The sequence below is a fragment of the Paenibacillus sp. genome (assembly GCF_048976745.1).
Lineage (GTDB): Bacteria > Bacillota > Bacilli > Paenibacillales > Paenibacillaceae > Paenibacillus.
Genome location: NZ_JBHGUU010000018.1, coordinates 1 through 25355 on the forward strand (window position 1 = coordinate 1; position 25355 = coordinate 25355).

23 protein-coding genes and 1 tRNA gene are annotated in these 25355 nt (G+C 47.3%); all 24 read left to right on the forward strand.

Annotated features, from left to right (window positions below; all coding sequences use genetic code 11):
• The first annotated feature begins 68 nt into the window (after positions 1-68).
• The 24 genes from ACE3K2_RS22440 to ACE3K2_RS22555 all read left to right on the forward strand — a co-directional run bounded on the left by ACE3K2_RS22440 (position 69) and on the right by ACE3K2_RS22555 (position 25335).
• A tRNA-Lys gene (locus ACE3K2_RS22440) sits at positions 69-141 on the forward strand.
• 143 nt (positions 142-284) lie between these two features.
• A complete protein-coding gene (locus tag ACE3K2_RS22445; RefSeq protein WP_421895239.1) occupies positions 285-1478 on the forward strand; it encodes a PucR family transcriptional regulator in 1194 nt (397 codons plus the stop codon).
• A gap of 103 nt (positions 1479-1581) precedes the next feature.
• Complete coding sequence (locus ACE3K2_RS22450) at positions 1582-2706, forward strand: ABC transporter ATP-binding protein (protein WP_124118337.1); 1125 nt, start codon at positions 1582-1584, stop codon at positions 2704-2706.
• A 421-nt stretch (positions 2707-3127) separates the two neighbouring features.
• The gene (hprK, locus tag ACE3K2_RS22455; protein WP_017691278.1) at positions 3128-4066 is read left to right on the forward strand and encodes an HPr(Ser) kinase/phosphatase; all 939 of its coding nucleotides are present in this window, start codon (positions 3128-3130) and stop codon (positions 4064-4066) included.
• A gap of 121 nt (positions 4067-4187) precedes the next feature.
• A complete protein-coding gene (gene lgt / locus ACE3K2_RS22460; RefSeq protein WP_421895244.1) occupies positions 4188-5213 on the forward strand; it encodes a prolipoprotein diacylglyceryl transferase in 1026 nt (341 codons plus the stop codon).
• A gap of 6 nt (positions 5214-5219) precedes the next feature.
• Positions 5220-5876 carry a pyrophosphatase PpaX gene (gene ppaX / locus ACE3K2_RS22465; RefSeq protein WP_421895247.1) on the forward strand — a complete coding sequence of 219 codons (657 nt, stop codon included), beginning with the start codon at positions 5220-5222 and terminating at the stop codon, positions 5874-5876.
• Positions 5873-6415: an acyltransferase gene (locus tag ACE3K2_RS22470; RefSeq protein ID WP_421895250.1), complete on the forward strand. Its 543-nt coding sequence runs from the start codon at positions 5873-5875 to the stop codon at positions 6413-6415. The genes ppaX and ACE3K2_RS22470 overlap by 4 nt, the downstream gene beginning before the upstream one ends.
• Positions 6416-6445: 30 nt before the next feature.
• Positions 6446-6709, forward strand: a complete 264-nt coding sequence (locus ACE3K2_RS22475) for a hypothetical protein (RefSeq protein ID WP_421895253.1) — start codon at positions 6446-6448, stop codon at positions 6707-6709.
• Between the two features lie 108 nt (positions 6710-6817).
• Complete coding sequence (locus ACE3K2_RS22480) at positions 6818-8017, forward strand: ATP phosphoribosyltransferase regulatory subunit (RefSeq protein ID WP_421895255.1); 1200 nt, start codon at positions 6818-6820, stop codon at positions 8015-8017.
• A gap of 1 nt (position 8018) precedes the next feature.
• The gene (hisG, locus tag ACE3K2_RS22485; RefSeq protein WP_076333453.1) at positions 8019-8678 is read left to right on the forward strand and encodes an ATP phosphoribosyltransferase; all 660 of its coding nucleotides are present in this window, start codon (positions 8019-8021) and stop codon (positions 8676-8678) included.
• A gap of 168 nt (positions 8679-8846) precedes the next feature.
• On the forward strand, positions 8847-10151 hold the full coding sequence (hisD, locus tag ACE3K2_RS22490) for a histidinol dehydrogenase (protein ID WP_421895259.1): 1305 nt from the start codon (positions 8847-8849) through the stop codon (positions 10149-10151).
• Positions 10144-10773, forward strand: a complete 630-nt coding sequence (gene hisB, locus ACE3K2_RS22495) for an imidazoleglycerol-phosphate dehydratase HisB (protein WP_036674766.1) — start codon at positions 10144-10146, stop codon at positions 10771-10773. Before hisD ends, hisB begins: the two co-directional genes overlap by 8 nt.
• A 3-nt stretch (positions 10774-10776) precedes the next feature.
• Positions 10777-11403 carry an imidazole glycerol phosphate synthase subunit HisH gene (gene hisH / locus ACE3K2_RS22500; RefSeq protein ID WP_421895263.1) on the forward strand — a complete coding sequence of 209 codons (627 nt, stop codon included), beginning with the start codon at positions 10777-10779 and terminating at the stop codon, positions 11401-11403.
• Positions 11404-11464: 61 nt separating this feature from the next.
• Entirely contained in the window at positions 11465-12199 is a 735-nt protein-coding gene (gene hisA, locus ACE3K2_RS22505) for a 1-(5-phosphoribosyl)-5-[(5-phosphoribosylamino)methylideneamino]imidazole-4-carboxamide isomerase (protein ID WP_047841450.1), read from the forward strand.
• A 30-nt stretch (positions 12200-12229) separates the two neighbouring features.
• The gene (gene hisF / locus ACE3K2_RS22510; protein ID WP_017691268.1) at positions 12230-12991 is read left to right on the forward strand and encodes an imidazole glycerol phosphate synthase subunit HisF; all 762 of its coding nucleotides are present in this window, start codon (positions 12230-12232) and stop codon (positions 12989-12991) included.
• On the forward strand, positions 12984-13718 hold the full coding sequence (gene hisIE, locus ACE3K2_RS22515) for a bifunctional phosphoribosyl-AMP cyclohydrolase/phosphoribosyl-ATP diphosphatase HisIE (protein WP_421895268.1): 735 nt from the start codon (positions 12984-12986) through the stop codon (positions 13716-13718). The genes hisF and hisIE overlap by 8 nt, the downstream gene beginning before the upstream one ends.
• 12 nt (positions 13719-13730) lie before the next feature.
• Entirely contained in the window at positions 13731-14555 is an 825-nt protein-coding gene (gene hisJ, locus ACE3K2_RS22520; RefSeq protein WP_421895271.1) for a histidinol-phosphatase HisJ, read from the forward strand.
• A 303-nt stretch (positions 14556-14858) separates the two neighbouring features.
• Positions 14859-15806, forward strand: coding sequence for a ribose-phosphate pyrophosphokinase (locus ACE3K2_RS22525; protein WP_338589873.1), 948 nt, complete (start codon positions 14859-14861; stop codon positions 15804-15806).
• Positions 15807-16058: 252 nt separating this feature from the next.
• Positions 16059-18320, forward strand: coding sequence for a helix-turn-helix domain-containing protein (locus ACE3K2_RS22530; RefSeq protein ID WP_421895276.1), 2262 nt, complete (start codon positions 16059-16061; stop codon positions 18318-18320).
• A 447-nt stretch (positions 18321-18767) separates the two neighbouring features.
• The gene (locus ACE3K2_RS22535) at positions 18768-20369 is read left to right on the forward strand and encodes an extracellular solute-binding protein (RefSeq protein ID WP_421895279.1); all 1602 of its coding nucleotides are present in this window, start codon (positions 18768-18770) and stop codon (positions 20367-20369) included.
• A gap of 117 nt (positions 20370-20486) precedes the next feature.
• Positions 20487-21386 carry an ABC transporter permease gene (locus ACE3K2_RS22540; RefSeq protein ID WP_215078265.1) on the forward strand — a complete coding sequence of 300 codons (900 nt, stop codon included), beginning with the start codon at positions 20487-20489 and terminating at the stop codon, positions 21384-21386.
• Between the two features lie 70 nt (positions 21387-21456).
• Positions 21457-22329: a carbohydrate ABC transporter permease gene (locus ACE3K2_RS22545; protein WP_036616194.1), complete on the forward strand. Its 873-nt coding sequence runs from the start codon at positions 21457-21459 to the stop codon at positions 22327-22329.
• Between the two features lie 49 nt (positions 22330-22378).
• Positions 22379-23329, forward strand: a complete 951-nt coding sequence (locus ACE3K2_RS22550) for a sugar phosphate isomerase/epimerase family protein (protein WP_421895284.1) — start codon at positions 22379-22381, stop codon at positions 23327-23329.
• A gap of 254 nt (positions 23330-23583) precedes the next feature.
• Positions 23584-25335 (forward strand): hypothetical protein, encoded by a 1752-nt coding sequence (locus ACE3K2_RS22555; RefSeq protein ID WP_421895287.1) that lies wholly within the window; start codon positions 23584-23586, stop codon positions 25333-25335.
• Positions 25336-25355 lie beyond the last annotated feature (20 nt).

The window sequence follows — 25355 nt, forward strand, 5'->3', positions numbered from 1 at the left end:
TCAGACTGTAAATCTGCTCCCGTACGGGTTCGGTGGTTCGAATCCATCATCCTCCACCAGTTTTCTATGAGTCATTAGCTCAGTTGGTAGAGCACCTGACTTTTAATCAGGGTGTCGAAGGTTCGAGCCCTTCATGACTCATCTTTAAGAAAAGAGTAATTAATCATTAATTTGATTAGTTGCTCTTTTTTGTTATGTAATTTTAACGGAATATGGATATTTATTAATGCTGTGCAAGATATGATAAACTAATAGAAAACATGCAGAGTGGTGACGTTCATTATATGAAGTTCATACCTGATCTAAAACAGCAAATTGAAGTCATTATAGGCACAACTTTGGACGAATATGAAATTACAATAGAAGAATGGACGCAGTCCGTTGCTAATCTGATGGGTCTTCATGAAAATTCAGTGACCTTTGGTGATGAAGGTGAGAGTCAGGAGTTATTTGAACAATCTACATCTCCAAGGTCATCCGATGTGATCAGTTTGAATACGGGAGAGCGTATATTTTTTAAGGTTCGGATGAATGAGAAAGAAGAGACCGTAGTATGTTGGGGATGCGCTGCAAGATCTATCACTGTGGAGAGACGGAGATTTATTGAGCTTTTGATTCGCACTAACACGGGACTACCCGATGAGACACAGCCTGTTGTATATGAGAATGATAGAGAGCAGTATTTGACTGAATTGGGTCTCTGGCTTAAAGAGCAGATCGAAGAACCAACCAAGAAGGAATCTGAGGCGGTTCCTGATCGCTTTGTGGTGTCTGCAGGATTGAACGCTGAGAAGATTCTGTTTTTGCTGCAAGGGGATACACCGGATGCACATCGTTTACGGTCCAAGGACCTCAACAAGTTGCTTGAGAGTTACTTTGGCGAGGAGATTGTATTGATTCCTTTAGGGGAGCAAGAGTGGATTTTTATGGGTGATAAAGAAATTGTTACAGAAGAAGCCGAGGAAGATACAACGGAAGCCAAAAAGGATTCCCTGAACGCTTTTTGTCTGGGGTTGCATGAATTGGTTGCCAGTGAGTGGGCTGGGGTATTCCATCTGTCTGCATCCCTGCCATGCATTCCCGCACAACAACTCGTATCGGTCACGGCTCTTCTTAAAGAAAGTGTTCACTTGGGTAGAGCATTCCATGTTACGCAGCATATTCATCTCCCATGGGATTTGCATCTGGAGCGGTTGGTAGCGAGTATTCCAGATGATCAACGTATACGTTTTATACAGGAAACAGGCAAAGATACGTTAATCTTCAATGACAGTGAGACCCTTGCCACGCTGGAGACCTTTTTTAGCCTGGACTGTAATGTAAGCGAGACAGCCAAACGGCTTTTCATTCATCGTAATACGTTGGTTTATCGTCTGGACAAGATCAAACAGGAGATTGGTTACGATGTAAGGCACTTCGAAAGTGCTGTTCTAGTGCAGTTTTTGTTGCTTATGTACAAAGTGACGAAAAAGCATTGATATTTTTGTGCAGTTTGCGAATAGTCAAACCTCATGCAGATAGGGTAATATAAAAATACAAATTGTATTCGATTACAAAATGATCTCTGAGGAGGCAACAATCATGGCTGGAGTACGTTTAGAGCATATTTTCAAAAAATACCCGGGTTCTGATAAAGCAACTGTAGTTGACATTAACCTGGACATTAAAGATAAAGAATTTCTGGTATTGGTAGGCCCGTCCGGTTGTGGTAAATCAACAACACTGCGTATGATCGCAGGCCTTGAGGAAATTTCTGAAGGTAAACTCTATATCGGTGACCGTGTCGTTAATGATGTTGCACCTAAAGACCGCGATATCGCGATGGTATTCCAATCCTATGCCTTGTATCCGCATATGAGCGTATATCAAAACATGGCATTTGGTTTGAAATTGCGTAAGGTCAAAAAAGATGAGATCGACAAACGTGTACGTGAAGCAGCTAAAATCCTGGATATCGAGCATTTGCTTGAGCGTAAACCTAAGGCATTGTCCGGTGGTCAACGTCAGCGTGTCGCTTTGGGACGTGCGATTGTCCGTGATCCACAAGTCTTCTTGATGGATGAGCCTCTCTCCAACTTGGATGCCAAACTGCGTGGTCAAATGCGTGCTGAGATCACTAAACTTGCGAAACGTTTGGAAACAACGGTTATCTACGTAACGCATGACCAGATCGAAGCGATGACGATGGGTGATCGGATCGTTGTTATGAAGGATGGTATCATCCAACAAGCAGCTTCTCCGGAAGAGTTGTATAACCTGCCGGCTAACCTGTTCGTAGCTGGTTTCATCGGTTCCCCGACAATGAACTTTATCTCGGGTAAACTGGCTGAACAAGGTGCTAACCTTCACTTTATTGCTCCAGGCGTGGACGTTGAAATCCCGCAAGGTAAAGCACAAGTGTTGAAATCTAGAGGATACATTGGCAAAGAAGTAATTCTGGGTGTTCGTCCAGAAGACATTCACGAAGAGCCAGTATTCCTGGAAGCATCCCCGAACTCCGTATTCTCTACACACGTAGATGTTACAGAGAACCTGGGTCACGAAATGCTACTCTACTTGAGCGGTGTTGGTAACGATACAACAATCGCACGTGTAGACGGACGTTCTAACACTCGTGATGGTTCCACAGTTAAAATGGCCATCGACATGAACAAGGTTCATATCTTTGACAAAGAGACTGAAGTGAACGTACTTCTTCAAGACTAATATTACTGGGATTCCTCGGTGACGAAGGAACCTGACAGTTAACGCAATTATACATTGTAATGAGAGCCCCTTCCGTTATTGCTGGAAGGGGCTTTTTTTAAGATTATTGGATTTACAAGTTTTCGATGGGGTTAAGGATTAATAATCGCAAGAAAAACAGCCGATAGACTACGAATGATAATTCTAAATGGGGCTTCGATCAGAAGACTTTTCTTACTAATAGTTGTGGGCTGCTGCGATTGCATTCATCCCGGAATTCATTTAAGATTATTTGAAGGTCTGTCTTCATATATTTGAGAGAATCGACTGTTGGAAGGGTATGCCGTCCGTACCCTATGTTGTGAATGCGCTAATAATGGAAATAACTGATACACGATCTGATGTACATAGAGGTACAGCGAATGCTGAAAGGAAGAGACAAATGGCGAAAAAAGTGAAAGTATCTGAATTGGTGCAGCAGTTTCAGTTGGAGGTTGTTTCTGGATCTCACGGATTAAAAAGAGTCATTACGGTAGATGATCTGAACCGTCCTGGTCTGGAAATGGCCGGTTATTTTGAATACCATCCACAAGAACGGGTACAGTTACTTGGAAGAACGGAGTTAGCCTTTTTTGCAATGTTACCCGAGCAAGAACGGCGTGATCGTATGCAACGTCTTTGTACGGAAGAGACGCCTTGTATCGTTGTCACGCGTGGACTGGAGGTTCCGCAGGAGCTAATTGATATCAGTGAAGAGCAGAATCTGGCTGTACTTCGCAGCAACATGGCTACAACGATTCTATCCAGCCGGATCACAGGATTCCTGGAAAAGAAACTCGCACCAACAGCCACCATTCACGGTGTATTATGTGATGTCTATGGCGTAGGTATGCTGATCACAGGTAGCAGCGGTATTGGTAAGAGTGAAACAGCACTTGAACTGGTGAAACGTGGTCACCGACTGATTGCCGATGATGCGGTAGAGATCCGCCAAACGTCAGATTTTCAGCTGCACGGTACTGCACCTGAATTGATCCGCCACTTGCTCGAAATTCGAGGTGTCGGTATTATCAACGTTATGACATTGTTCGGAGCCGGTGCGGTTCGGAATAACAAACGGATTACCCTGGTTGTTCGTCTGGAGGCATGGCAACAGGATAAACAATATGATCGTCTGGGTCTGGATGAAGAGACTACACGCATCATTGATACGGACGTACCTCTTGTTACGATTCCTGTTCGTCCGGGACGGAACTTGGCGGTTATTATTGAAGTGGCCGGTATGAACTATCGTCTGAAACAGATGGGTCTTAATGCTGCACTGCAATTCACAAACAAGCTGACCGCAACCATCTCGGAAGATATGGAAGACATGGATTAAGAAATATTGTATACAAGGTAATGAAGATAAATGGTTGACATGTACTGCTTCTCTTAAGGCGCAGGGCATGCCAACCATTCGTCATGCGTGCGATTGATCGAATAAATAGGAGTGTGAATGAATGGATACATTATTACTGTTGAACCCGATTGCGTTCTCTATTGGAGCGTTAAAGGTTCACTGGTACGGGCTTATTCTTGGTGCCGCGGCACTTATAGGACTCCTGCTCGTGATCCGCGAGGGCAAACGCTACAATATTCCACAGGAAGTGTTCATGGACATGGTCCTGCTGGGTGTACCTTCTGCCATCATTGGTGCCCGCATCTACTATGTCGCATTTAAGTGGGAAGATTATAAGGATAATTTCTGGGATGTCTTTAAAATATGGAATGGCGGTATTGCCATCTATGGTGCCCTTATTGGTGCAATCATCTGTGCAGTTATTTTCTTCCGTCGTAAAGGGTATAACTTCTGGCGTATGGCCGATATCTGTGCGCCTGGACTGATCGTTGGACAGATGATCGGACGCTGGGGGAACTTTGTGAATCAGGAAGCGTACGGCGGTCCTGTGGAAGAATCATTTTTGAGAGACAAGCTTCATCTGCCGGACTTTATTGTGAATCAAATGAACGTTGAAGGCGTATTCCACCATCCTGCTTTTTTGTATGAATCGATATGGAGTCTCGCGGGTCTGATCTTGCTGCTGATTCTGCGTCGTCAGAGGTTTCTGCGTTCAGGTGAACTGTTCATGTCTTATTTCATTTGGTACTCTATCGGTCGTTTCTTCATTGAAGCTTTGCGTACGGACAGTCTTGGCTTCCAGGCTCCACAATGGGTTGCTTCATTAGTGAACGGGCTGTGGTCTCCAATGACTGCAATGGGCTTCGAACAAGGCTATCTGGATCCTGCTTATGGCAACGTAAGAATCTCGCAACTGCTCGCTATTGGCATTATTATTGTTGCTGTTGTATTCATTGTGGTGAGAAGAGTGACAGGTAAAGCAGATGTTCGTTATAGTGATCCGATTGTATCGTCCAAAGTTATCTCAGATGATATGGAACATACGGGAACCGCTGCTGGCAAAGAGAGCAAGTTAACACCTCCAGCCAAAGATGATCCGAAGCAAGTTGATGATAAAAAGGAGTAATGCAACATGATTGACACGGTATTGTTTGATCTGGATGGAACCATTATTGATACCAATGAGCTGATTATCAGCTCATTCCAGCATGTCATGGGGGGATGGGAGCATTCAGCTCCATGGACACGGGAACAGATCATTCCGCATATGGGTGGCACACTGGAGCAGCAGATGCGTACCTTCTCTGGACAGGAGGAAGTCTCCGAGTACGTGAAAGGTTACCGCGCCTATAATGATATCCATCATGAAGCGATGGTTAGACCTTTTCCACACGTTATTGAGGTAGTAGAGGCGCTGCATCAGGCGGGCATTGTGATGGGGGTGGTCACAACCAAAATTCGTCCATCTACATTAAAGGTACTGGAGCGTTTTGACCTGCTGAAATACATGAAGACGATTGTAACCGTGACGGATGTGACGAATCCGAAGCCACACGCTGAGCCTGTACTGAAAGCCATGACGGAACTGGGTTCAGATCCGGCTAAAACGCTGATGGTAGGTGACAGTCCCGTGGACATCCAATCAGCTCAAAATGCGGGCGCACTCTCGGCGGGGGTTGCATGGTCACTTAAAGGGGAAACAATCCTGAACGGATATGGGCCCGATCATATGCTGCATGATATGAGAGACTTGTTAAAACTCATTGGTATTGAAATGGGACGTTCATGAGAAAAGTAACCCGCTATCCGGTAGAGGACCAGAATGCACTTTGGCATATCTACAAGACAGTGAGTCCGTGGAAGGGCGTTCGTAATTTTATCTGGATCCAGTTGTCACGTTACTGCCCGATCCTATCCGTGAAGAACTGGATTTACCGCCGAATGCTCGGTATGAAGGTGGGAAAACACACGGCCTTTGGCCTGATGGTGATGGTGGATGTGTTTTTTCCGGAGAAAATAACGGTCGGCGAAAACTCGGTTATCGGTTACAACACAACGATTCTCGCTCATGAGTATCTCATTAAGGAGTACAGGCTCGGTGAAGTGATTATCGGGGAAAATGTACTGATTGGCGCCAATACAACGATTCTGCCTGGTGTAACCATAGGGGATGGAGCCGTTGTAGCTGCTGGAGCTGTCGTACATAAGGATGTTGCACCAGGAGCTTTTGTTGGAGGCAATCCACTGCGTGATTTATCCCGTGCGGCAGACTCTAAGGAAGACACTGTTTTTAACACGGATGATTCTTCTCAGGGGAGTGTGCATTAAGTCAATAGAGTAATGAATGAAGATGAATCAATGAAGATGATTCGTAGTAAAAAGCTGCTTATGGCAGCTTTTTTCGTATATAAATACCGATTGGTGAGGGTAAGGGTGTGTATATCAGACGATATGTCGTTACAAGGGCAATCAAGCTTTGGTATTGTTGACGGTAGTGCAGATTTCATGTTATCATATCCCATATCCTTTAGTTTGTTAGCACTTTACCATGTGAAAGCGTTTGAAGAAATGAAACGTGATAAAGGTCGAACTAAATCAATAGTTGAAGGCTTTTTGCAGTAATACAGTGATTCAGGGTTATAAGATAGCATGGGGATTTACACTACATAAATCCTGTTGAAATAGAACGAGTACCACTCTCAAATTACTGACTCGGGGTGAATAATACCAATGTCCAAACCAAAAGGATTTGAAAAACCGACCGGATTTCGCGACTATACACCACATGTAGTATCGAAGCTACGGACGATTGAGCGGAATGTATTGGAATGTATGGAACGCTGGGGTTACCGTCAGATCATCACACCAACGATTGAATACTACGACACGGTAGGTGTAGCAAGCTCTACATCAGATCGCAAATTGTTTAAATTGCTGAACAGCCGGGGAACCACGCTGGTGTTAAGATCGGACCTAACAGCTCCGATTGCACGCGTCGTTTCATCCATGCTCAAAGATGAGCAGTTGCCGCTGCGTCTGTCCTATCATGCAAACGTATTTCGTTCCATTGAAGAGGAAGCTGGGCGTGAAGCTGAATTTTTCCAGACGGGCGTGGAGCTTGTTGGAGATGACTCACCTGAGGCGGATGCAGAAGTTGTTGCGTTAGCGATTGCCTCTTTGCAGGCAGCGGGTGTGTCTTCTTTTAAAATAGCGATGGGTCATATGGGATTCCTGAACGGATTATTGGAAGAAGTAATTCCAGGCCAAACTGCGGAGCAGGAGCAATTGAAGGAAGGGCTGCTCGGACGTGATTATGTCGGCTATCGCCAGTCCATTGAAGCATTAAATCTGGAGCCTAAGTTGAAAGAACAGCTTGAAGCGATCCTGCGCTTGCGCGGTGGCAAGGAAGTATGCACACATGCGGTAGAGCTAAGTTCAAGTGCTGAAGCAGCGCAGTCGATTGCACATCTGTGTGCGGTATTCGAAGTGTTGGAAGCGTACGGTGTATCCGAACATGTGCTGATTGATCTTACGATGATCGGTGATTTCTCCTATTATACGGGCATGACGTTTGAAGGATATGCAGCAGAACTGGGGTCTCCGGTATGTAGCGGCGGGCGCTACGACAACCTGTTACAACAATTCGGGCGTTCGTTGCCAGCTACAGGGTTTGCACTGAAAACCAACCGGATTATTGATGGCGTACACGGCATTACCATTGAAGAGAAAAAACCGATACTTATCCAATATAGCCCGAAACGTCGGGCCGAGGCACTAACCGAAGCGGCAAGATTACGCAGTATGGGACAAAATGTAGTGACACTCCTTCTTCCTGAAGACGGGGCTGGGGCAAGTGCTGTATCTGCTGGAGCAACAACCGTTCAAGCTGAACAGGTGATTACTTACGGATCTGATGAAGGAGGACGCTGAGATGTCGGATATTCTGAAGGTGGCCATGCCGAAGGGCCGAATCTATAAAAAAGCCTCCAAGTTGTTCCGTGAAGCGGGGCTGGATATTCCAGAAGACGTGGATGATACACGCAGATTGGTCATTGAAGTACCGGAAGCGGGAATGGAATTCATAATGGCGAAGCCAGTAGATGTTCCAACGTATGTGGAGTACGGTGTTGCTGATATCGGAATTGTTGGCAAAGACGTGCTGCTGGAGGAAAATCGGGACGTGTACGAACTGTTGAATCTGGGAATTGCCCAGTGTCGTATGTCTGTGATTGGCCTTCCCGACTGGAAGCCAGGCATTCAGCAACGTGTTGCAACGAAGTACCCGAGGATTGCTTCACAGTATTTCCGGGAACAGGGGCAACAGGTTGAGGTAATCAAGCTAAATGGTTCCATTGAGCTTGCACCCCTAATCGGCCTGGCAGACCGGATCGTCGATCTGGTGGAGACGGGTCAGACACTGCGCGAGAACGGCTTGGTGGAGATGACTGGCATTCTGGACATCACCAGCCGTCTTATCGCCAATCGGGTAAGTTATCGGATGAAAAATGCACGAATTCAGGCTTTGTGTGATGCACTTCAGCAGGTTATACCGGCATCGAATGAGATATCGGCTGGAAGCTTTCGGGGATAACTACAGATAAGCAAGGACTGCAAGGTAGCAAGGAACGGGAAATATACAAATGGAATAACAAAAGAATGAAACGATAGATCAAGAAACAATAGAAGTAAGAAACGAGAAAAAGCAGAATCGAATCAGCCATTAAAAGCAGGCATTACAGGGGATAAGGAGGTTGTACACATGAAAATTGTACCTGCACGGGAGTTTGATCTGAAGCGGGAAGTGGAGTACGGCACGCCGGAGCAAAATGAAACGGTACGGCGTATTGTCAGCGACATTCGCCGTGAGGGTGATGCGGCACTGCTGCGTTACACGGAGCAGCTGGACCGCACGAAGCTGACGGCCGCGGAATTGCGCGTACCGCAGGAAGAGCTGCAGGCGGCTTATGCAGCCGTGGAGCCATCCTTTGTGACGGCAATTCGGCAAGCCGCCGCCAACATTCGTGCGTTTCACGAGAAACAGAAACGCAACTCGTGGATGGATTGGCAGCCGGACGGCAGCCTGCTGGGCCAGGTCATCCGACCGCTGAAGCGGGTCGGCGTCTATGTACCTGGCGGCAAAGCAGCGTATCCATCGTCTGTGCTGATGAATGTGATTCCGGCACAGGTGGCAGGCGTGCCGGAGATTGTTCTCGTGACGCCGCCGTCTACGAACGGTGGCGAAGGCATTAACCCGTACATTCTTGTTGCTGCTGCGGAAGCAGGCGTGAGCGAGATGTACCGGGTTGGCGGCGCTCAAGCTATCGCCGCCCTCGCTTACGGCACGGAGAGCATTGCCCCGGTCGACAAGATCTGTGGACCGGGCAATATTTACGTGGCGCTCGCGAAGCGCGAGGTGTACGGTGCGGTCGATATCGACAGTATCGCCGGGCCGAGTGAGATTGTGGTGCTCGCCGATGATACGGCGAATCCGGTGTATGTCGCCGCCGACCTGTTGTCACAGGCGGAACATGACGAGATGGCATCGGCCATTCTTGTCACGAATTCGGCCACGCTGGCGGAAGCCGTGCAGGCCGAAGTACAGCGGCAGCTTGAAGTGCTGCCGCGGCGGGATATCGCTGCTGCTTCGGTAGAGCAGTACGGCGCAATTATTGTAGTCGATTCTATCGATGATGGAATCGACGTGGTAAACCGGCTCGCACCGGAGCATCTGGAGATCATGGTGCAGGAGCCAATGGCTTACGCTGGCCGGATCGAGAATGCCGGAGCGATCTTCCTCGGCCCATACAGCTCGGAGCCGGTAGGGGATTACTTTGCTGGACCCAATCACATTATTCCGACGAATGGAACTGCGCGATTCAGTTCGCCAGTGGATGTGGATGATTTTATCAAAAAATCGAGTCTGATCTATTATAGTAAAGAAGCGCTGCTGCAGAACGGAGCGGCTATTATAGAGTTGGCCCGCCATGAGGGTCTTGAAGGGCATGCCCGTGCAATCGCTGTACGGTTAGAACAGGAAGGAAAGGCGGAATCGGACAATGGATAAGCAAAATAATGGTGTGGAACTTGAAAACAAAGGTGCAGTGCGCCAAGCAGAGGTTGATCGCAAAACGAACGAGACCAATATCCAATTGGCCTTTAATGTAGATGGAACAGGACAATCCACGATTGAAACGGATGTACCTTTCCTGAACCATATGCTGGATCTGTTCACGAAGCATGGACAATTCGACCTGAACGTGCAGGCCCGTGGAGATATCGATATCGATGATCATCACACGGTTGAAGATATCGGAATCTGTCTGGGACAGACGTTGCGAGAAGCGTTGGGTGACAAACGCGGTATTAAGCGTTACGCCAGTGTTTTTGTACCGATGGACGAGGCACTCGCTCAGGTTATTATTGACGTGAGCAACCGCCCTCACTTTGAATACCGTGCAGAATACCCTTCCCAACAGGTAGGCAGTTTCTCCACGGAACTGGTACATGAATTCCTGTGGAAATTGGCGTTGGAAGCTCGGATTACGTTGCATGTCATTGTGCACTATGGTCAGAACACCCACCACATGATTGAAGCAATCTTTAAGGCATTGGGACGTGCACTGGATGAAGCTACGATGATTGATCCACGTGTAACGGGTGTGCCTTCCACGAAGGGAGTGCTGTAGACGATGGCGATTGCAATTGTCGATTACGGTATGGGTAACCTGCACAGCGTCGGCAAAGCGGTCGAACGTCTTGGCTACGAGGCGCTGGTCACGGGTGACCGGGAGGAGATTCTTGGCGCAGATGGTGTCATTCTGCCAGGCGTAGGTGCTTTTGGTGATGCGATGGTTCATTTGCGGGAGAGTGGGCTGGATACGGTGGTGAAAGAAGCCGCTGCAGGGTCCAAGCCACTGCTCGGGATCTGTCTGGGGATGCAATTGTTGTTCAGCTCAAGTGAAGAGCATGGCGAACATGAGGGACTGGATATTTTGCCAGGTAAAGTGGTGCGATTCGCACCAGGGGAACTGAAGGTTCCACATATGGGATGGAACCGTTTGGAGTTCCTACACGCGGAAAACCCGCTATTTACGGGGCTTGAGGCAGGCCACGTCTATTTTGTCCATTCCTATCATGCGCTTACTGAAAACAGGGACGATCTGCTGGCGGTAACGGATTACGGACATCCGGTGACAGCCATTGTAGGCCGAGGGTCCAACTTCGGGATGCAATTCCACCCGGAGAAAAGTGGAGAGCTTGGCATGAACCTGCTCGGCAACTTTCTGGCTCTGACAGGAGCGCCTGTACAAAGGTAAACATCATCTCTTCTTAACTATAGAAAGCGTACAAATCTAATTCATAATCAGGAGGCCTTGTATGTCATCTTTTATCCTATATCCGGCGATTGATATCCGGGACGGCAAATGTGTAAGACTGGTGCAGGGAGATTATAATCAGGAGACCGTGTACAACGATGACCCGGTTCAAGTGGCTCTATCCTGGGAGAAACAAGGCGGTACATACGTGCATCTGGTGGATCTGGATGGTGCCAAAGCAGGTCATCCTGTTAACGATGAGCTGATCGGACGCATTGCCTCGGCTGTGAACGTACCTGTTCAGGTGGGTGGCGGACTTCGTACAGTAGCGGATGTAGAGCGTTTGCTGGGTCTTGGTGTTAGCCGGCTGATTATTGGAACAGCAGCCATTGAGGATCGTGCTTTTACAGAGGAAGTACTGGGACGTTATGGCGACAAAGTGGCAATCGGTATCGACGCTCGTAATGGTTACGTGGCAACCCGCGGATGGCTTGAAACATCCGAAGTACAGGCAGAGGTACTCGCGAAGGAATTGGCGGCGTATGGGGCAGAAACCTTTATCTTTACGGATATTTCCCGTGATGGCATGATGCAGGGTCCTAATGTGGAAGCGATTGTGTCTCTAGCCAAGGCAAGCGGACGGACGGTTATTGCTTCCGGCGGTGTGAGTGTCATGGATGATCTGCTTCGTCTGAGTCGTCATGCGGATGATGGTGTTGGTGGAGCCATCGTGGGTAAAGCACTGTATACGGGAAGCATCGATCTGTCTGAAGCGGTACGTGCGGTAAATAAGTAAGGGATATTCGGATAGAGAGGAAGAGGTAGCATGCTGGCAAAAAGAATCATCCCCTGTCTGGACGTGAAGGACGGCCGGGTCGTCAAAGGCGTCAACTTCGTCAATCTCCGCGATGCGGGTGATCCGGTAGAGCTGGCGGCACTATATGACCGCGAGGGCGCGGACGAACTGGTATTTCTCGATATTTCCGCTTCGGTAGAAGGTCGCGAAACGATGGAAGAAGTCGTGCGGCAGACGGCTGGCGAGATCGCTATCCCTTTTACGGTAGGCGGTGGCATCTCCAAGGTGGAGGACATGAAGCGGATTCTCCGTGCAGGAGCAGATAAAATTGCTGTGAATACAGCCGCGGTGCTTAATCCGCAGTTGATTGCCGATGGTGCACGTCGCTTTGGCTCGCAGTGCATCGTGGTAGCGATCGATGCCAAGTATAACGAAGCTTGGGGCGAGTGGGAGGTCTATACACATGGTGGACGGAAACCCTCCGGCATCAAGGCATTGGAATGGGTTAAACAGGCTGAGAGCTTGGGCGCGGGAGAGATTCTGCTAACCAGTATGGACGCGGACGGAACAAAAGACGGTTTCGATCTGAAGCTGACGGCAGCAGTATCCGAATCTGTGCGTATACCAGTCATCGCATCGGGCGGTGCGGGCAAGGAATCTCATTTCTATGATGTATTCACCACAGGCAAAGCGGATGCAGGTCTGGCCGCAACGATTTTCCATTACAAAGAAATCGCCGTACCGGCGTTAAAACAACATTTGAGAGAACAAGGGGTGGAGATCCGTGACTAAAGTGAGCGATGAAATCAAGGAACAGTTGTCCTTGGAACAGGTTGTGGAACACATTCGTTGGAGTGACGGTTTGGTCCCTGCCATTGTGCAGGATGTGGATACTCGGGAAGTTTTGATGATGGCTTATATGAATCGCGAATCTCTGAAGTTGTCGCTGGAATCCGGTGAAACCTGGTTCTGGTCACGCTCGCGTCAAGAGCTGTGGCATAAAGGGGCAACATCTGGCAATGTGCAGACGATTACTTCCCTGAAATATGATTGTGACGGTGATACCTTGTTGGTTGAGGTCAAACCGAATGGTCCTGCTTGCCATACAGGTGCGGTAACATGTTTCCATAATGAGATTATTGGCTTGCCAGAGAACTCGACAGACAAGGCTTCGGATGAAGCGGGTGCGGCATCTGCTTCGGCAAGTTCCGGCTCCGAAAGTCGCTTTGAGGTATTGGCTGAACTGGAATCCGTGATTGCAGAGCGTGAACGTGAACGCCCAGAGGGTGCATATACAACGTATCTGTTTGATAAAGGTGTAGATAAAATACTGAAAAAAATTGGTGAAGAAGCATCCGAAACGATCATCGCCGCCAAAAATAAAGATAATGACGAGCTTCGTCTGGAAGTCAGTGACCTGATGTATCACCTGCTCGTCCTGTTACAAGAGCGCAAGCTGCCGCTCGACGACATTATGTCAGAGTTGAGCCGTCGTCATGAACGGCCTCGCCGCGATTAGGAGGCGAGTTACGTGCGTATAGACTATCATACACACCATGAGCGGTGTGGACATGCCGTTGGCAAACTGGAAGAGTACGTGCAACGTGGTGTGGAGATCGGACTATCCCAGATTGGATTATCCGATCACATGCCCTTGTTGCATGTCGATCCGGCTCAATATTATCCGGAAATGGCGATGCCTATGGATGAACTGCCGCGTTACGTAGAGGAGTGTTTCTCCCTGAAAGAACGTTACCGTGGGCAGATTGACGTACGTGTTGGTCTGGAAGGTGACTATATTGAAGGCTGGGAAACAGAGATCCGTGCGATCATTGAGCGTTATCCATGGGATTATGTGATTGGCTCTGTTCATTTCCTCGGGGAATGGGACATTACGGATTTCCGCCAGACCCATCACTGGGACGGCAAAGACATCCTTGAAGTATATCGTCAGTACTATGATGCCGTAAGCAAGGCAGCTGCGACGGGCATGTACGATATTATGGGCCATACGGATGTCATTAAACGATTTGGCTTTGTTCCTTCAGCGGAGCAGACAGATGAACGTATCTCACTGGAGAACGCAGCGCTGCAGGCTATTGCCAAAAGTGGCTGCGCCATGGAGCTGAATGCTTCAGGGTTATCGAAGCCTTGTGCCGAGATGTTCCCTAGTCGCAGAATGTTGACGGAAGCCATTCGATTGGGCATTCCGTTAACCATGGGTTCTGATGCACATGACCCACTGAAGTTGGGTGATTATTTGCCTGAAGCTGAAGCACTTTTACATGAGTTGGGCTGTACCGAAGTTGCTGTTTTTGAAGGCCGACATCGCTCGTTCATTCCTTTAAATGTATAAGCCAGTAGAGTATAATGAGGGTAGGAAATAACCTTTTAAAGGTAGTTCAAAAAGTCCGCTTTTGATTACGCAGGATGCCTAAAGGCATCATCAGCATCGAATATGGAATTCAGCCGAAATAGGTGGATGCTTACGAAGTATGTTTCCTCTGGAAACATTGTGGTTGCTCACGTAGTTCCCTCCTACGCTCCGCTACTCCATTTCTAGCTTTATCCCATCTTCTCGGTACTGAAAACCGGTCTTTTTGAACACTTACTTTTAGATAAGGGATTATATAGGGATTTCAACCCTCGGGAGGGCATTATGCAGCATTCGTTACGTATTTTTTCCGGTTCATCGAACCCTAAGCTGGCAGAACAGGTATGTGACAAGCTGGGAGTACAACTGGGCAAGATCAAGCTGTCCAGGTTCAAGAGCGGAGAAATATACGTTCATTATGAAGAAACAATCCGTAATTGTGATGTGTTTCTGGTACAGTCGTTGTCTCATCCGATCAATGAGCTGTTTGTTGAGCTGCTTGTGATGATTGATGCCGCGAAAAGAGCTTCTGCGCGCACGGTGAACATTATTGTTCCGTATTATGGGTATGCTCGTCAGGAGCGCAAATCCGCTCCACGGGAGCCGATCTCAGCCAAGATGGTAGCAGATGTATTAACTACGGCTGGTGCCAATCGAGTGGTAACAATCGACCTGCACGCAGCGGCCATTCAGGGGTTCTTCAATATTCCGGTTGATCATATGACATCACTGGACCTGATCAGTGATTATCTGTTAAGCAAAGGGATTGAGAACCCTGTTGTAGTCTCCCCGGATGCGGGGCGAGCCTCGATGGCAGAGAAGCTGGCGAACCGCCTGGATTCTCCATTTGCCATTATGATCAAGAAACGTCCAAGCCATAATGAATCGGTGATCACCCATGTCATTGGTGATGTAGAAGGACGGACACCTATTATTATTGAGGATCTGATCGACACCGGAACAACCATTCTGAATGTTGTGGAAGGGTTGAAGGAACGTGGATCTAAAAATGTATATGTATGTGCGACACACGGATTGTTCTCGGATGGGGCAGTAAGTAAGTTGAATCACCCGTCAATTGAAGAGGTGGTAGTTACGGACTCGATTGCACTGCCAGATGACCACCCTGAATGCTTCAAAGTGTTACCTGTTGCGCCAATGCTGGCCCGCGCCATACGCATTATTGTGGATGGTGGTTCCATGGCCACATTGTTTAAGGATTCTGGCATTTAGAGCATCGAGAATATAACGGTGCTGCCAGATGAACTGTTCCGTGTCTGAGTTGTTGTCTGCTCAGCACGGTTTTTTTGTTTTGGCTCTTTGAATTCAATTCTTGCTTTGCTGGTCAGAGGCTTGTGCTATAATAACATAAAATCAGTTATGATAGCGTTATCATATAGTATTCAGCCCCTAAGGTGAGATGGATGCTGAACAGTAGAACCACGGCTGAGAACATTGGCATCGTGGAGTGAGGAGTGGGGTCTATTGTCTCGTAATTGGTACTACCGGTTATTGTTCTCGTACTTCCCAATTTTTTTTCTTACGGTGACCATACTCATTTTCATCGCGTTTGTTTTCATCAATGACATCTCTAAAGAGGAAACAAAAAAAGCAGACCGGATCTCCTCCAGTTATATGATAGACACGGTGGATCGCACAATCAGGGATATTGAACTATCCATCCTGGAGACAGTACAGAGTCAGCAGGCATACAGACTCTATTTTAATAACACAAACCAGACCAGCTCGGACACAGTGTATGCAATTGCGCAGAACTTACGAGAGCTAACCAATTCGTCCTCATGGATTCAATCCATCTATCTATATGACAAGCGAAATAAACATGTTTTGACTGTAAGTGGTTCCAGAGAAGCGGAAAGCTTCTTGGATAAGGCATGGATTGATCAGATGGGTACCGGTTCTATTGGTTCAGGCTGGCAGCCGGTCCGGGAATTCGATACGGAGTCTGTTCAACGTACTCCTATTCGCGTATTAACCGTGAACAAGGACATGCCTTTGCCTTTTGGCTCTCAGGGTACATTGGTCATTAATATCAAGATGAGCAGCATTGAACAGAGTGTAGATAGTATGGTTAATGGTCAGCTCTCATTCCTGACGATTACGGATCGGGACGGTAAGGTTGTGTATAATGCACACTCGGACCAAGAGGGCTCGATAGACGGTCAGGAGCTGAATAGGCTACCGCTAGAAAGACTGGGCTGGACCATATCCAGTGGAATTAAAGCCGGTAACTTATTTGGCTGGGTATCTGTCGTGTCTTATGTATGGGTAATCATTGCTATTGTGACTGTCATCTGTGCGATTGTGTATATCGTGTACATTACTCGCCGTAACTATAAACCCATTCAGATCATCATGAACCGGATTGAGTCTCATCAGATTCGGGCGTTTGAACACTCGGGTGCTCGGACGGATGAGATGAAGATGATTGATGGTGTGCTTGAGAATCTGATTAATCATATGATGGATTATGATAAGAAAAGCAGGGAAAATGTACTCATGCAGCGCAGCAAGTTGTTCATTGCCCTGTTGCATGGGGAGCACATCGAAAATGCAGAAGAGCAATTAAGAGAGTTCTCTCCACTGAATGACGTGCATGAATCATCACGCTTTGTGGTTGTTGTTGGAGAGATTAACCGTTATGAAAAGGGATTTCAGGAGAGGTACACAAGAGGTGAGCAAAATACGCTGAAGTTTGCCTTGATGAACGTTTTGCAAGAGCTGTCACGTAATACGGGAGTACAATGCTGGACGGAATGGATTAGTGTAGATCGAATTGCAATCCTGTTTGTGTTCAAAGAACAGAGTGATAGTAACCTGGACATGTCTGGGCAGATTCGTGTTGTAGCCGAGGAATGCAAATCCTGGGTAGAACAAAATCTACGCATTTCCTTAAGTTTCGGTATTGGACCTATTGCTCAGGGAATTGGTGCAATACGAGATTCCTATGCGGCCGCAGAAGCGGTAATGCAACGCAAACTGTTGATGAATGGAGATGTTGGACAAGCCGACTGCGGTGAACCGCAGCATCCTTTGCTGGATACCTATACCTATCTGCAGATGATTGCGGACTTTGTTAAGCGGTTCCGAATGTCGAGTGGACAGTGGCGGGAACAGTTGGAGGAGATCTTTACAGCATTTGAACAGAACAAACTGCCGGATGACGAGATTCGTTCTCTGATTCAGGCCATGCTGCAGATGCTCAGCCGAGAGGTAGCCATGATGTCGGAAGGGCTTCAGGAAGAGCTGTCCGAAGAAAACATCAACAGATGGTTAAGTGCTGTAGAAGAGGCAGAGACGCTTACGGATGTGAAAACTCTTTTGTTTGATGGTCTGACAGACTTGTTCAGAACGTATGTGGCCGTAACGGAAACCAAGAGTTATAAAGCCATGGTCAACGAAATGAAAAATTATATCGAAGAACAGTTTGCCAATCCGGATCTTTCATTGAAACATCTGAGCGACCGATTCCAGATTACGGGCAAACATGCGAGTTATTTGTTCAAGACAGAATTCAATATGAAGTTTGTTGATTTTGTAACAGAGCTTCGCATGAAGGAGACGGAGCAGCTTCTGCTCAATACCGATTACTCTTTGCAGGATATTGCCCTGAAGGTTGGGTATGCGAATGGAATTACATTAGGACGTGTATTTAAACGGATAACGGGTATTACACCAGGAGATTATCGTCGATTGAAACGTGAACATCGAGAACCCGAAGAGTAACGCAATGATGATCATATTCTGAGATCTGTACATCAGGATAACATAGGGTGAATTTCATGCAGTCACTTTCCATGAGGAGAGCAGGCTTGCAGAGGTTCGCCCTGTTTTCGTTGAGCCGTTCTCTGCTGCCCGAGATCGATGCAACTGTTTTCGCAGGATAGCAGGCGTATATTCCTGTTTTTTCTCTGTTTACGAATATAGGCAGTGTGTGAAAATAGTTTATCCGAATGGGGACAGGCATTCCCGAGTTGTGAGGCCTCAAGAGCCTTCAAAGCCTAGGGTAGCGCCGCTTTGGGAAAATAATCAGTCTGCGAAAATGGGCTTAGCATATAAACCATAATCCGTTTGAAAGCGCTTCCGAAAGTGGTTTATTGCAGGATAACGGAAAAATGTGAAATACTCTGGGCAAGCTTTAAACATTCACGCAAAGCCAAAGGGGATGACAAAATGACAAGAAAAGCAACCAAAGGGAGTCTGAAGAAATGGATGGGTTTGGCGCTTACGATGGTAATGGGCGTTTCTTTACTTGCGGGATGCTCATCAGCATCAGAAGAAACAGCTGAAGGCGGAACATCAGGAAATGGCGAGCGCGTTACCTTAAAGGTGGAGATTTTCGACCGTGGTAACAGTCCTTCACCGTACACAATTACGAACAACTATCTATCTAAAATGATTCAAGAGAAGTTCGGTGATCCCAACAATATTGATGTACAGTTTGTACCCGTTCAGCGTTCTGAGGAAGTTACCAAGCTGAACGTCCTGATGGCTAGTAATACAGATGTCCCTGATATTGTCTTTGTTTATGACTCAAGCGTGTTTTATCGGTATGCCCAACAAGGTGGATTGACTGATGTTGGAGAGTTGATTGATCAGTACGGTCCAAACCTGAAGAAGTTCCTGGGCGAAGATACTCTGAAGTTCGGGCAAGTGGAAGGACAACAGTTTGCTGTTCCGGGTAAACGTGCTATCACAGGCAGATACAGCTCTTACATTCGTCAGGATTGGCTCGATAAGCTGGGATTGCCAGCACCGAAAACTACAGATGAATTATATACAACTTTAAAAGCGTTCAAGGATAAAGATCCTGGCGGTCTTGGAAGCAAAAACATCCCAATGGGTATGGCTCTTGCACCGGCTCAATTCGAAACGCTCATCTACTCATTCATTAAGCCGGTTAGTGGCGACCTGACTTATGGTCAACGGTATGAGTTGCCGCTGCATGAAGGATTCAAAGAATCGATGCAGTTCCTGAACAAACTGTACAACGAAGGTTTGATCAGCAAAGATTTCAGTTTGGATGAAGACAAAACGCAGTTAGGTAAAGACATTCAAAACGGTAACGTAGGTTACTGGTCTGAAGATGTGGATGCCATGTTCTACGGGGATGGTACACTGGATAATTTGCGTAAAAATGTGAGTGGCAGCGAAGTGTTGCCGGTTGATGTATACACTAACCCTAATGCTGACAACAAACACATCAAGTCACGCTACGGAACAAATGGTATGTACATTATGATTCCGAAGAGCAGCAAACGTTCTGTCGAAGCGATCAAATATCTCGACTGGATGGCATCTGACAACAATCTGATTGATATCTACAGTGGTGTGGAAGGCGAGAACTATGATCTGGTAGACGGCATTCCGGTGGTGAAGGAAGATGCATCTCAAGAAGCGCAGGATCGCCTGTTCAATGCAGGGGATACAGCCATTATCTCCAACGGTAAAAACATTGGTGATCAGGCAACGAATGAAAAAGCATGGATTCTGGGCTTCCCGCAGAATAACCAGGAGCTCCTGAAACAATCCATTGATATTGCCAACACCGATACAGTGGGACCGATTATCTTTGATAAACCGATTGAAGCAGAGATGAAGTACAGCACAGCGCTCAAAGATAAATTAAACGTCATTATCGTAAAAACAGCGATGGCTAAGCCAGCAGATTTCGATGCGGTGTATGAGAAAGAAATGGCTGATTTCATGTCGCTTGGTGGTACTGAACTGAAAAAAGAACTTGAAGAAGCGGTTCAGGCACTTCCTGCAAACTAAGTAGTTCTACACTTCATGATCAAAGACAGATAAGCATGTTACCGTATAACTTTGGAAGGGACGTGTGCCGCCGGCTTGGCGGCACAGCCGTTTCTTAGTTGATAGGAGGAAACCGACTTGACCACCACATACTTGAAGAGATATTGGCAATTGTACGCGCTAATTTCACTTCCCATTATCTACTTTTTAATCTTTCGTTATGGACCGATGTACGGTGTACAGATCGCCTTTAAGGACTTTAACCTGTTCCAGGGAATCAGTGGCAGTGAGTGGATCGGTTTTGATGCATTTCGTGAAGTGTTTGGAATGCGGGACTTCTACACCACATTGCGCAACACCTTTATGCTGAATTTTCTGGATTTGGTCGTTTCATTTCCAGCTCCTATTATTTTGGCGATCATGCTCTATGAAGTTCGATTCAAATGGTTTAAAAAAATATCACAGACCATTCTGTACATTCCTCACTTTATCTCATGGGTAATCATCGGGGGAATTGTATACCAATTGTTCGGTAATCAATCCGGTATGGTTAACGGTGTACTGGAGAGTATGGGCTTAAATTCAATACCATTTTTGACAGAAAAAAATCCATGGCTTGTGACGTACCTGTTCACAGGTGTCTGGCAAAGTGCCGGATGGGGAACCATTCTATATCTGGCCGCATTAACCGGCGTCAACAAGGAATTATTTGAAGCAGCTGAGATCGATGGAGCATCGCGGCTGAAGAGAATCTGGCATATTACATTGCCAAGTATCAAACCAACCATTGTGACCCTGCTCATTCTTAATCTTGGACATATGGTCAGCATCGGTTTTGATCGGCCTTATATCATTGGTAATACGGCCGTGCGTGAATATTCCGATGTACTCAGTACCTTTGTATACAGAGTTGGTCTTGAATCAGGACAATACACGCTGGCAACTGTCGTTGGACTGTTCCAGGCCGTAGTAGGACTTGTATTCGTACTAGGCTCCAACTATATTTCGAAGAAAACAACCGGTGAAGGTATTTTGTAGGTTGTAGATGAACGCAAGAGACGCCAATCGGCTTGTTTGTATAGACCATCAGTAAAGGAGCTGTGCGCATATGAGTGAACGCACCTCAAACCGGATTTTCGATATCGTTAATATCTCCTTTATCACCTTGTTTGTTATATTCTGTCTGGCTCCATTTCTGCATACAATCGCGATATCATTCAGCTCTAACCGTGCGATTACGTCAGGTGAAGTAACCATATTCCCTAAAGAATTCAATTGGGATGCGTATATTCAGGTGTTCTCTGATCAGTCTATGATCTATTCACTGGGATACACGACTGTTCTGACCATTGCTACTACTGTCCTGTGCATGGTGTTCACACTGGCAGCTGCATACCCGTTAACCAAGAAAAAATTGAAAGGGCGCAAGCTCTTCATGTATGTCATCATCATTACGATGTTCTTCAGTGGCGGGATCATTCCTGAGTATTTGCTCATTCGTGACCTGAACTTGCTTAATTCAGTGTGGGCACTGATTCTGCCTGGACTGGTCAGTCCATTTAATCTGATTATCCTGATCTCATTTTTCAGAGGTATTCCTGAAAGTCTGGAAGAATCGGCTGAGATTGACGGCAGCTCACATGTACACACGCTCTTCAAAATCATACTGCCATTATCCATGCCTGTACTGGCTACGTTAGCGCTATTCTATGCGGTTGGACGCTGGAATGGGTTCCAGGATTCCCTGATGTATATTAATGATCCGAAGCTGTACCCGCTTCAACTGAAGTTATTCCAAATGGTACAGAACAATATGGTCAGCGAGCTTACTCAGATGGAGGGTGCTAACCGTACACCATTAACTCCAGAGAGTCTCAAGGCTGCGACCGTTATTTTTGCAACCGTTCCGATTCTACTCGTCTATCCGTGGCTGCAAAAGTATTTTGTCAGTGGTGCAATGCTTGGCGCCGTAAAAGGTTGAGTTAAGGCAGATATAAAAAGCCTAGCCAAAGGGAGGAGAAGGAAAACAGATGCAGCACATAGATAAGGGAGAATACTCATTCTCGACATGCTGGAATATCCGAAAACATGATGTCGGGGAAGATATGATTCGGGAGATTGCGGATCTCGGCTTTCGTCGGGTGGAGCTCAATTATAATGTGACGAAGGAGATGCTCACGACGATCGAGCCCATGATTGAGCGTGGGGAGATCGGCATTTCTAGTGTCCACAACACCTTTCCACATGACCCTGATCCCGATTATGGTACGGATTCCATCTTACTTGGCTTCGAAGATGAAGTGAAACGTAAGCGGGCGATCGAATTGCTGGTAGAGTCGGCTGAATATGCCCAGCGTTATGGGGGAGAAGCTGTTGTTGTGCACCCCGGAGAGGTACCTTTTCCTGAGGATATCAGCAAAGACCTTGGAAAGATCTATAACGAGGAAGGTCCGGATTCACCGAAGTATCGCAGCAAATGGGCTGAGCTGATGGAGCGGCGGGAAGCTCTCAGTTCAGGGTATGTGGAGAAAATTATCGCCAGTCTGGATGAAGTGTGCAATCGGGCGGCAGCCAAAGGTCTGGATGTTCGTTTTGGCATTGAGACGAGATCCAGACCACAACAGATCCCTACCCTTGCCGAAGCCAAGACCATCATTACGGCTCTCAAAGGGGCTCCGGTTGGCATCTGGTACGATACGGGTCATGCCATCATGATGGACCGAATGGGCCTATATGACAGTGTGGGAGAAATGCAGGGCCTGATGGATGATATTGTAGGGGTTCATATCCATGAGACACTTGGTCTTTCTGATCACTGGTGCCCGTATGTACACAGTAAGGATATGAACTTCTATGATGCCTATCTGCCGATGATTCGCCGGGCACAGGTGAAGGTGTATGAGTTGAAGTCTGCCTGTAAGGCAGAAGAGATCCACGAGAGTCATGACTTGCTTATGAAGAAGCTTGGAGTGACAGATTAGGCACAGTGATGTGAGAAGCAGCCGGGTGTTCACAGCATGTGTTCAATGATTGTTTCCTCAGTGACGAGCACCCCTAAATATGTAGTAAAACAAGCACGTATTTTCTAGCGACTTTTGGCGGTATATGGTATATACTGACGAGAAAAAATGAACTCACCTACGGGCGGTATGAGTAAGCTTCCGTTCTGAATTGAAGGCGCTGAAGCAACATACTCCGCACATCGGGAGAATGCATTGGTATGGAGGGACTGCACATGTACAAACAACTGGTGGACAGTAATGACAGAGCGGTAGAAAGAGGCATATCCCGGCAGATGCTTGACCCGGAAAGCCGTTATTATGGAGGGACCATCGATCCCTACACAGGTGTTGCCTGGGTCAACCACACGACTGGAACGCCCACGGATATGTGTTACTGGGGGGCTGCGATCTCCAATCCGGACTCCATCTATTACCGGGATGAGGCGTTGTTAAATCGACTGCTGTTAGCTACGGAATATGTACTTCGCTTCCAGCATGAAGATGGTTCAATATCGCCAGGCTGGACCAATTACCATTCCCCTCCCGATACCGCATTTGTTGTTGTGGGGTACTCACAGTTGTATCAGCTTCTTCTTCAGCAGCAATGGGAGCCGCTGCAACCTGTATTGAACAATATGAAGCTATTTCTGGAACGGACAATTCCAACCATGCTTACAGGAGGCTGTCACACGCCTAACCATCGCTGGGTGCTATGCGCGGCGCTCGGTTTCTTGCATGACATTTTTGGTGTGGAGGAAGCTGTGCAGCGCGCAGAGCAATGGCTGGCGGAAGGCATGGATATTACACCCGATGGGGAGTGGACCGAACGAAGCAACGGAATCTATAATGCGGTAAGCGACATTATGCTCATTCATGCGGCACGTCTGCTCAAGCGTCCAGAGTTGCTGGAGCCGGTGCGTCTAAATCTACGTATGATGGTGTATCTGGTGCATCCTACGGGTGAAATTGTTACGGATTATTCTGGTCGGCAGGATCTGGGGAGTATCCATGACTTGTCATCTTATTATCTACCCTATGCGATCTTGGCGAAGATCGATGGTGACTCCATTTTTGCGGGCATGGCAGCATGGGCAGATAGTACATTAACGGACCCGGGTGTATGCTCGGTCAACGCTCTCGTTAGACTGTTGCTGGAACCTGATCTTCAACAAACCAGTGGTACGAAGGACTCGCTCCCGGAAAATTATGAGTTGATGCTGAATGAACACTTTGTACGTGAGCAATATGTGGGACAGATGGAGTCGGCAGGACATCATGGACGAATCTCTCACAGTCGGATGCATACGGACTTTGGTGCTCCTGTAGCCCGAATTCGAGATGGCGCTACTAGCGTGACGGTGATGACAGAAGTGCCGCCTTTCTTTGCACTCCGACATGGCAAGGTACGTCTGCTTGCTGTGCAACTGGCTTCTTATTTTAATCCAGGATATGTACCCATGCAAAACATGACCAAGCTGCACGAGGGATATCACCTGACAGGTGAACAGAAGAAAGGGTACTACGGCCCGATTCCTACGGAACTCCTGCCGGAATCTGCTGCATCAGCGATAAGTCCGTGGTACTTGTTACCGCATCAGAGTCGTCAACTTACTCATGAGCAGACATTCCGTGTAGGGGCAGAAGTTCTGCATACGGAAAATGGCTGGACAATGCATCTCACGGGGAATGAACCAGAAGATACGATGATGCAATTGTCCTTTGTGTTTGGAAGTGAAGGTGAGCTTACCTGTGAGGATGCGATTGAAACGAGTGAGGGTCACTTTTTGTGGAAAAGCGGTAACTTACGTTATACCTGCGGAGAAGACTGGCTGGAGATCACCGGGGGCGAACTCGGGCATCTGGCGGCAACGGTTCGTGAGGCAAAACTGCCGGACAAGTGCAAGGTTGTGCTGGTCAATTTCATGACACCGTTTGATAAAACGATTCATATTACACTTTCGCCTTCGATGGCGCTGAAGATCTAAATCCATTCAATCCCTTTAAA

What these genes read in the sequence shown, in the direction of transcription:
- ppaX (WP_421895247.1), top strand. Translation starts at nt 5,220, where the DNA reads ATGATTGACACGGTATTGTTTGATCTGGATGGAACCATTATTGATACC.
- hisD (WP_421895259.1), top strand. Translation starts at nt 8,847, where the DNA reads ATGAAAATTGTACCTGCACGGGAGTTTGATCTGAAGCGGGAAGTGGAG.
- ACE3K2_RS22450 (WP_124118337.1), top strand. Translation starts at nt 1,582, where the DNA reads ATGGCTGGAGTACGTTTAGAGCATATTTTCAAAAAATACCCGGGTTCT.
- ACE3K2_RS22480 (WP_421895255.1), top strand. Translation starts at nt 6,818, where the DNA reads ATGTCCAAACCAAAAGGATTTGAAAAACCGACCGGATTTCGCGACTAT.
- ACE3K2_RS22535 (WP_421895279.1), top strand. Translation starts at nt 18,768, where the DNA reads ATGACAAGAAAAGCAACCAAAGGGAGTCTGAAGAAATGGATGGGTTTG.
- hisA (WP_047841450.1), top strand. Translation starts at nt 11,465, where the DNA reads ATGTCATCTTTTATCCTATATCCGGCGATTGATATCCGGGACGGCAAA.
- hprK (WP_017691278.1), top strand. Translation starts at nt 3,128, where the DNA reads ATGGCGAAAAAAGTGAAAGTATCTGAATTGGTGCAGCAGTTTCAGTTG.
- ACE3K2_RS22550 (WP_421895284.1), top strand. Translation starts at nt 22,379, where the DNA reads ATGCAGCACATAGATAAGGGAGAATACTCATTCTCGACATGCTGGAAT.
- hisH (WP_421895263.1), top strand. Translation starts at nt 10,777, where the DNA reads ATGGCGATTGCAATTGTCGATTACGGTATGGGTAACCTGCACAGCGTC.
- ACE3K2_RS22445 (WP_421895239.1), top strand. Translation starts at nt 285, where the DNA reads ATGAAGTTCATACCTGATCTAAAACAGCAAATTGAAGTCATTATAGGC.
- lgt (WP_421895244.1), top strand. Translation starts at nt 4,188, where the DNA reads ATGGATACATTATTACTGTTGAACCCGATTGCGTTCTCTATTGGAGCG.
- ACE3K2_RS22555 (WP_421895287.1), top strand. Translation starts at nt 23,584, where the DNA reads ATGTACAAACAACTGGTGGACAGTAATGACAGAGCGGTAGAAAGAGGC.
- ACE3K2_RS22545 (WP_036616194.1), top strand. Translation starts at nt 21,457, where the DNA reads ATGAGTGAACGCACCTCAAACCGGATTTTCGATATCGTTAATATCTCC.
- ACE3K2_RS22525 (WP_338589873.1), top strand. Translation starts at nt 14,859, where the DNA reads ATGCAGCATTCGTTACGTATTTTTTCCGGTTCATCGAACCCTAAGCTG.
- hisG (WP_076333453.1), top strand. Translation starts at nt 8,019, where the DNA reads ATGTCGGATATTCTGAAGGTGGCCATGCCGAAGGGCCGAATCTATAAA.
- ACE3K2_RS22470 (WP_421895250.1), top strand. Translation starts at nt 5,873, where the DNA reads ATGAGAAAAGTAACCCGCTATCCGGTAGAGGACCAGAATGCACTTTGG.
- ACE3K2_RS22475 (WP_421895253.1), top strand. Translation starts at nt 6,446, where the DNA reads ATGAAGATGATTCGTAGTAAAAAGCTGCTTATGGCAGCTTTTTTCGTA.
- hisB (WP_036674766.1), top strand. Translation starts at nt 10,144, where the DNA reads ATGGATAAGCAAAATAATGGTGTGGAACTTGAAAACAAAGGTGCAGTG.
- hisF (WP_017691268.1), top strand. Translation starts at nt 12,230, where the DNA reads ATGCTGGCAAAAAGAATCATCCCCTGTCTGGACGTGAAGGACGGCCGG.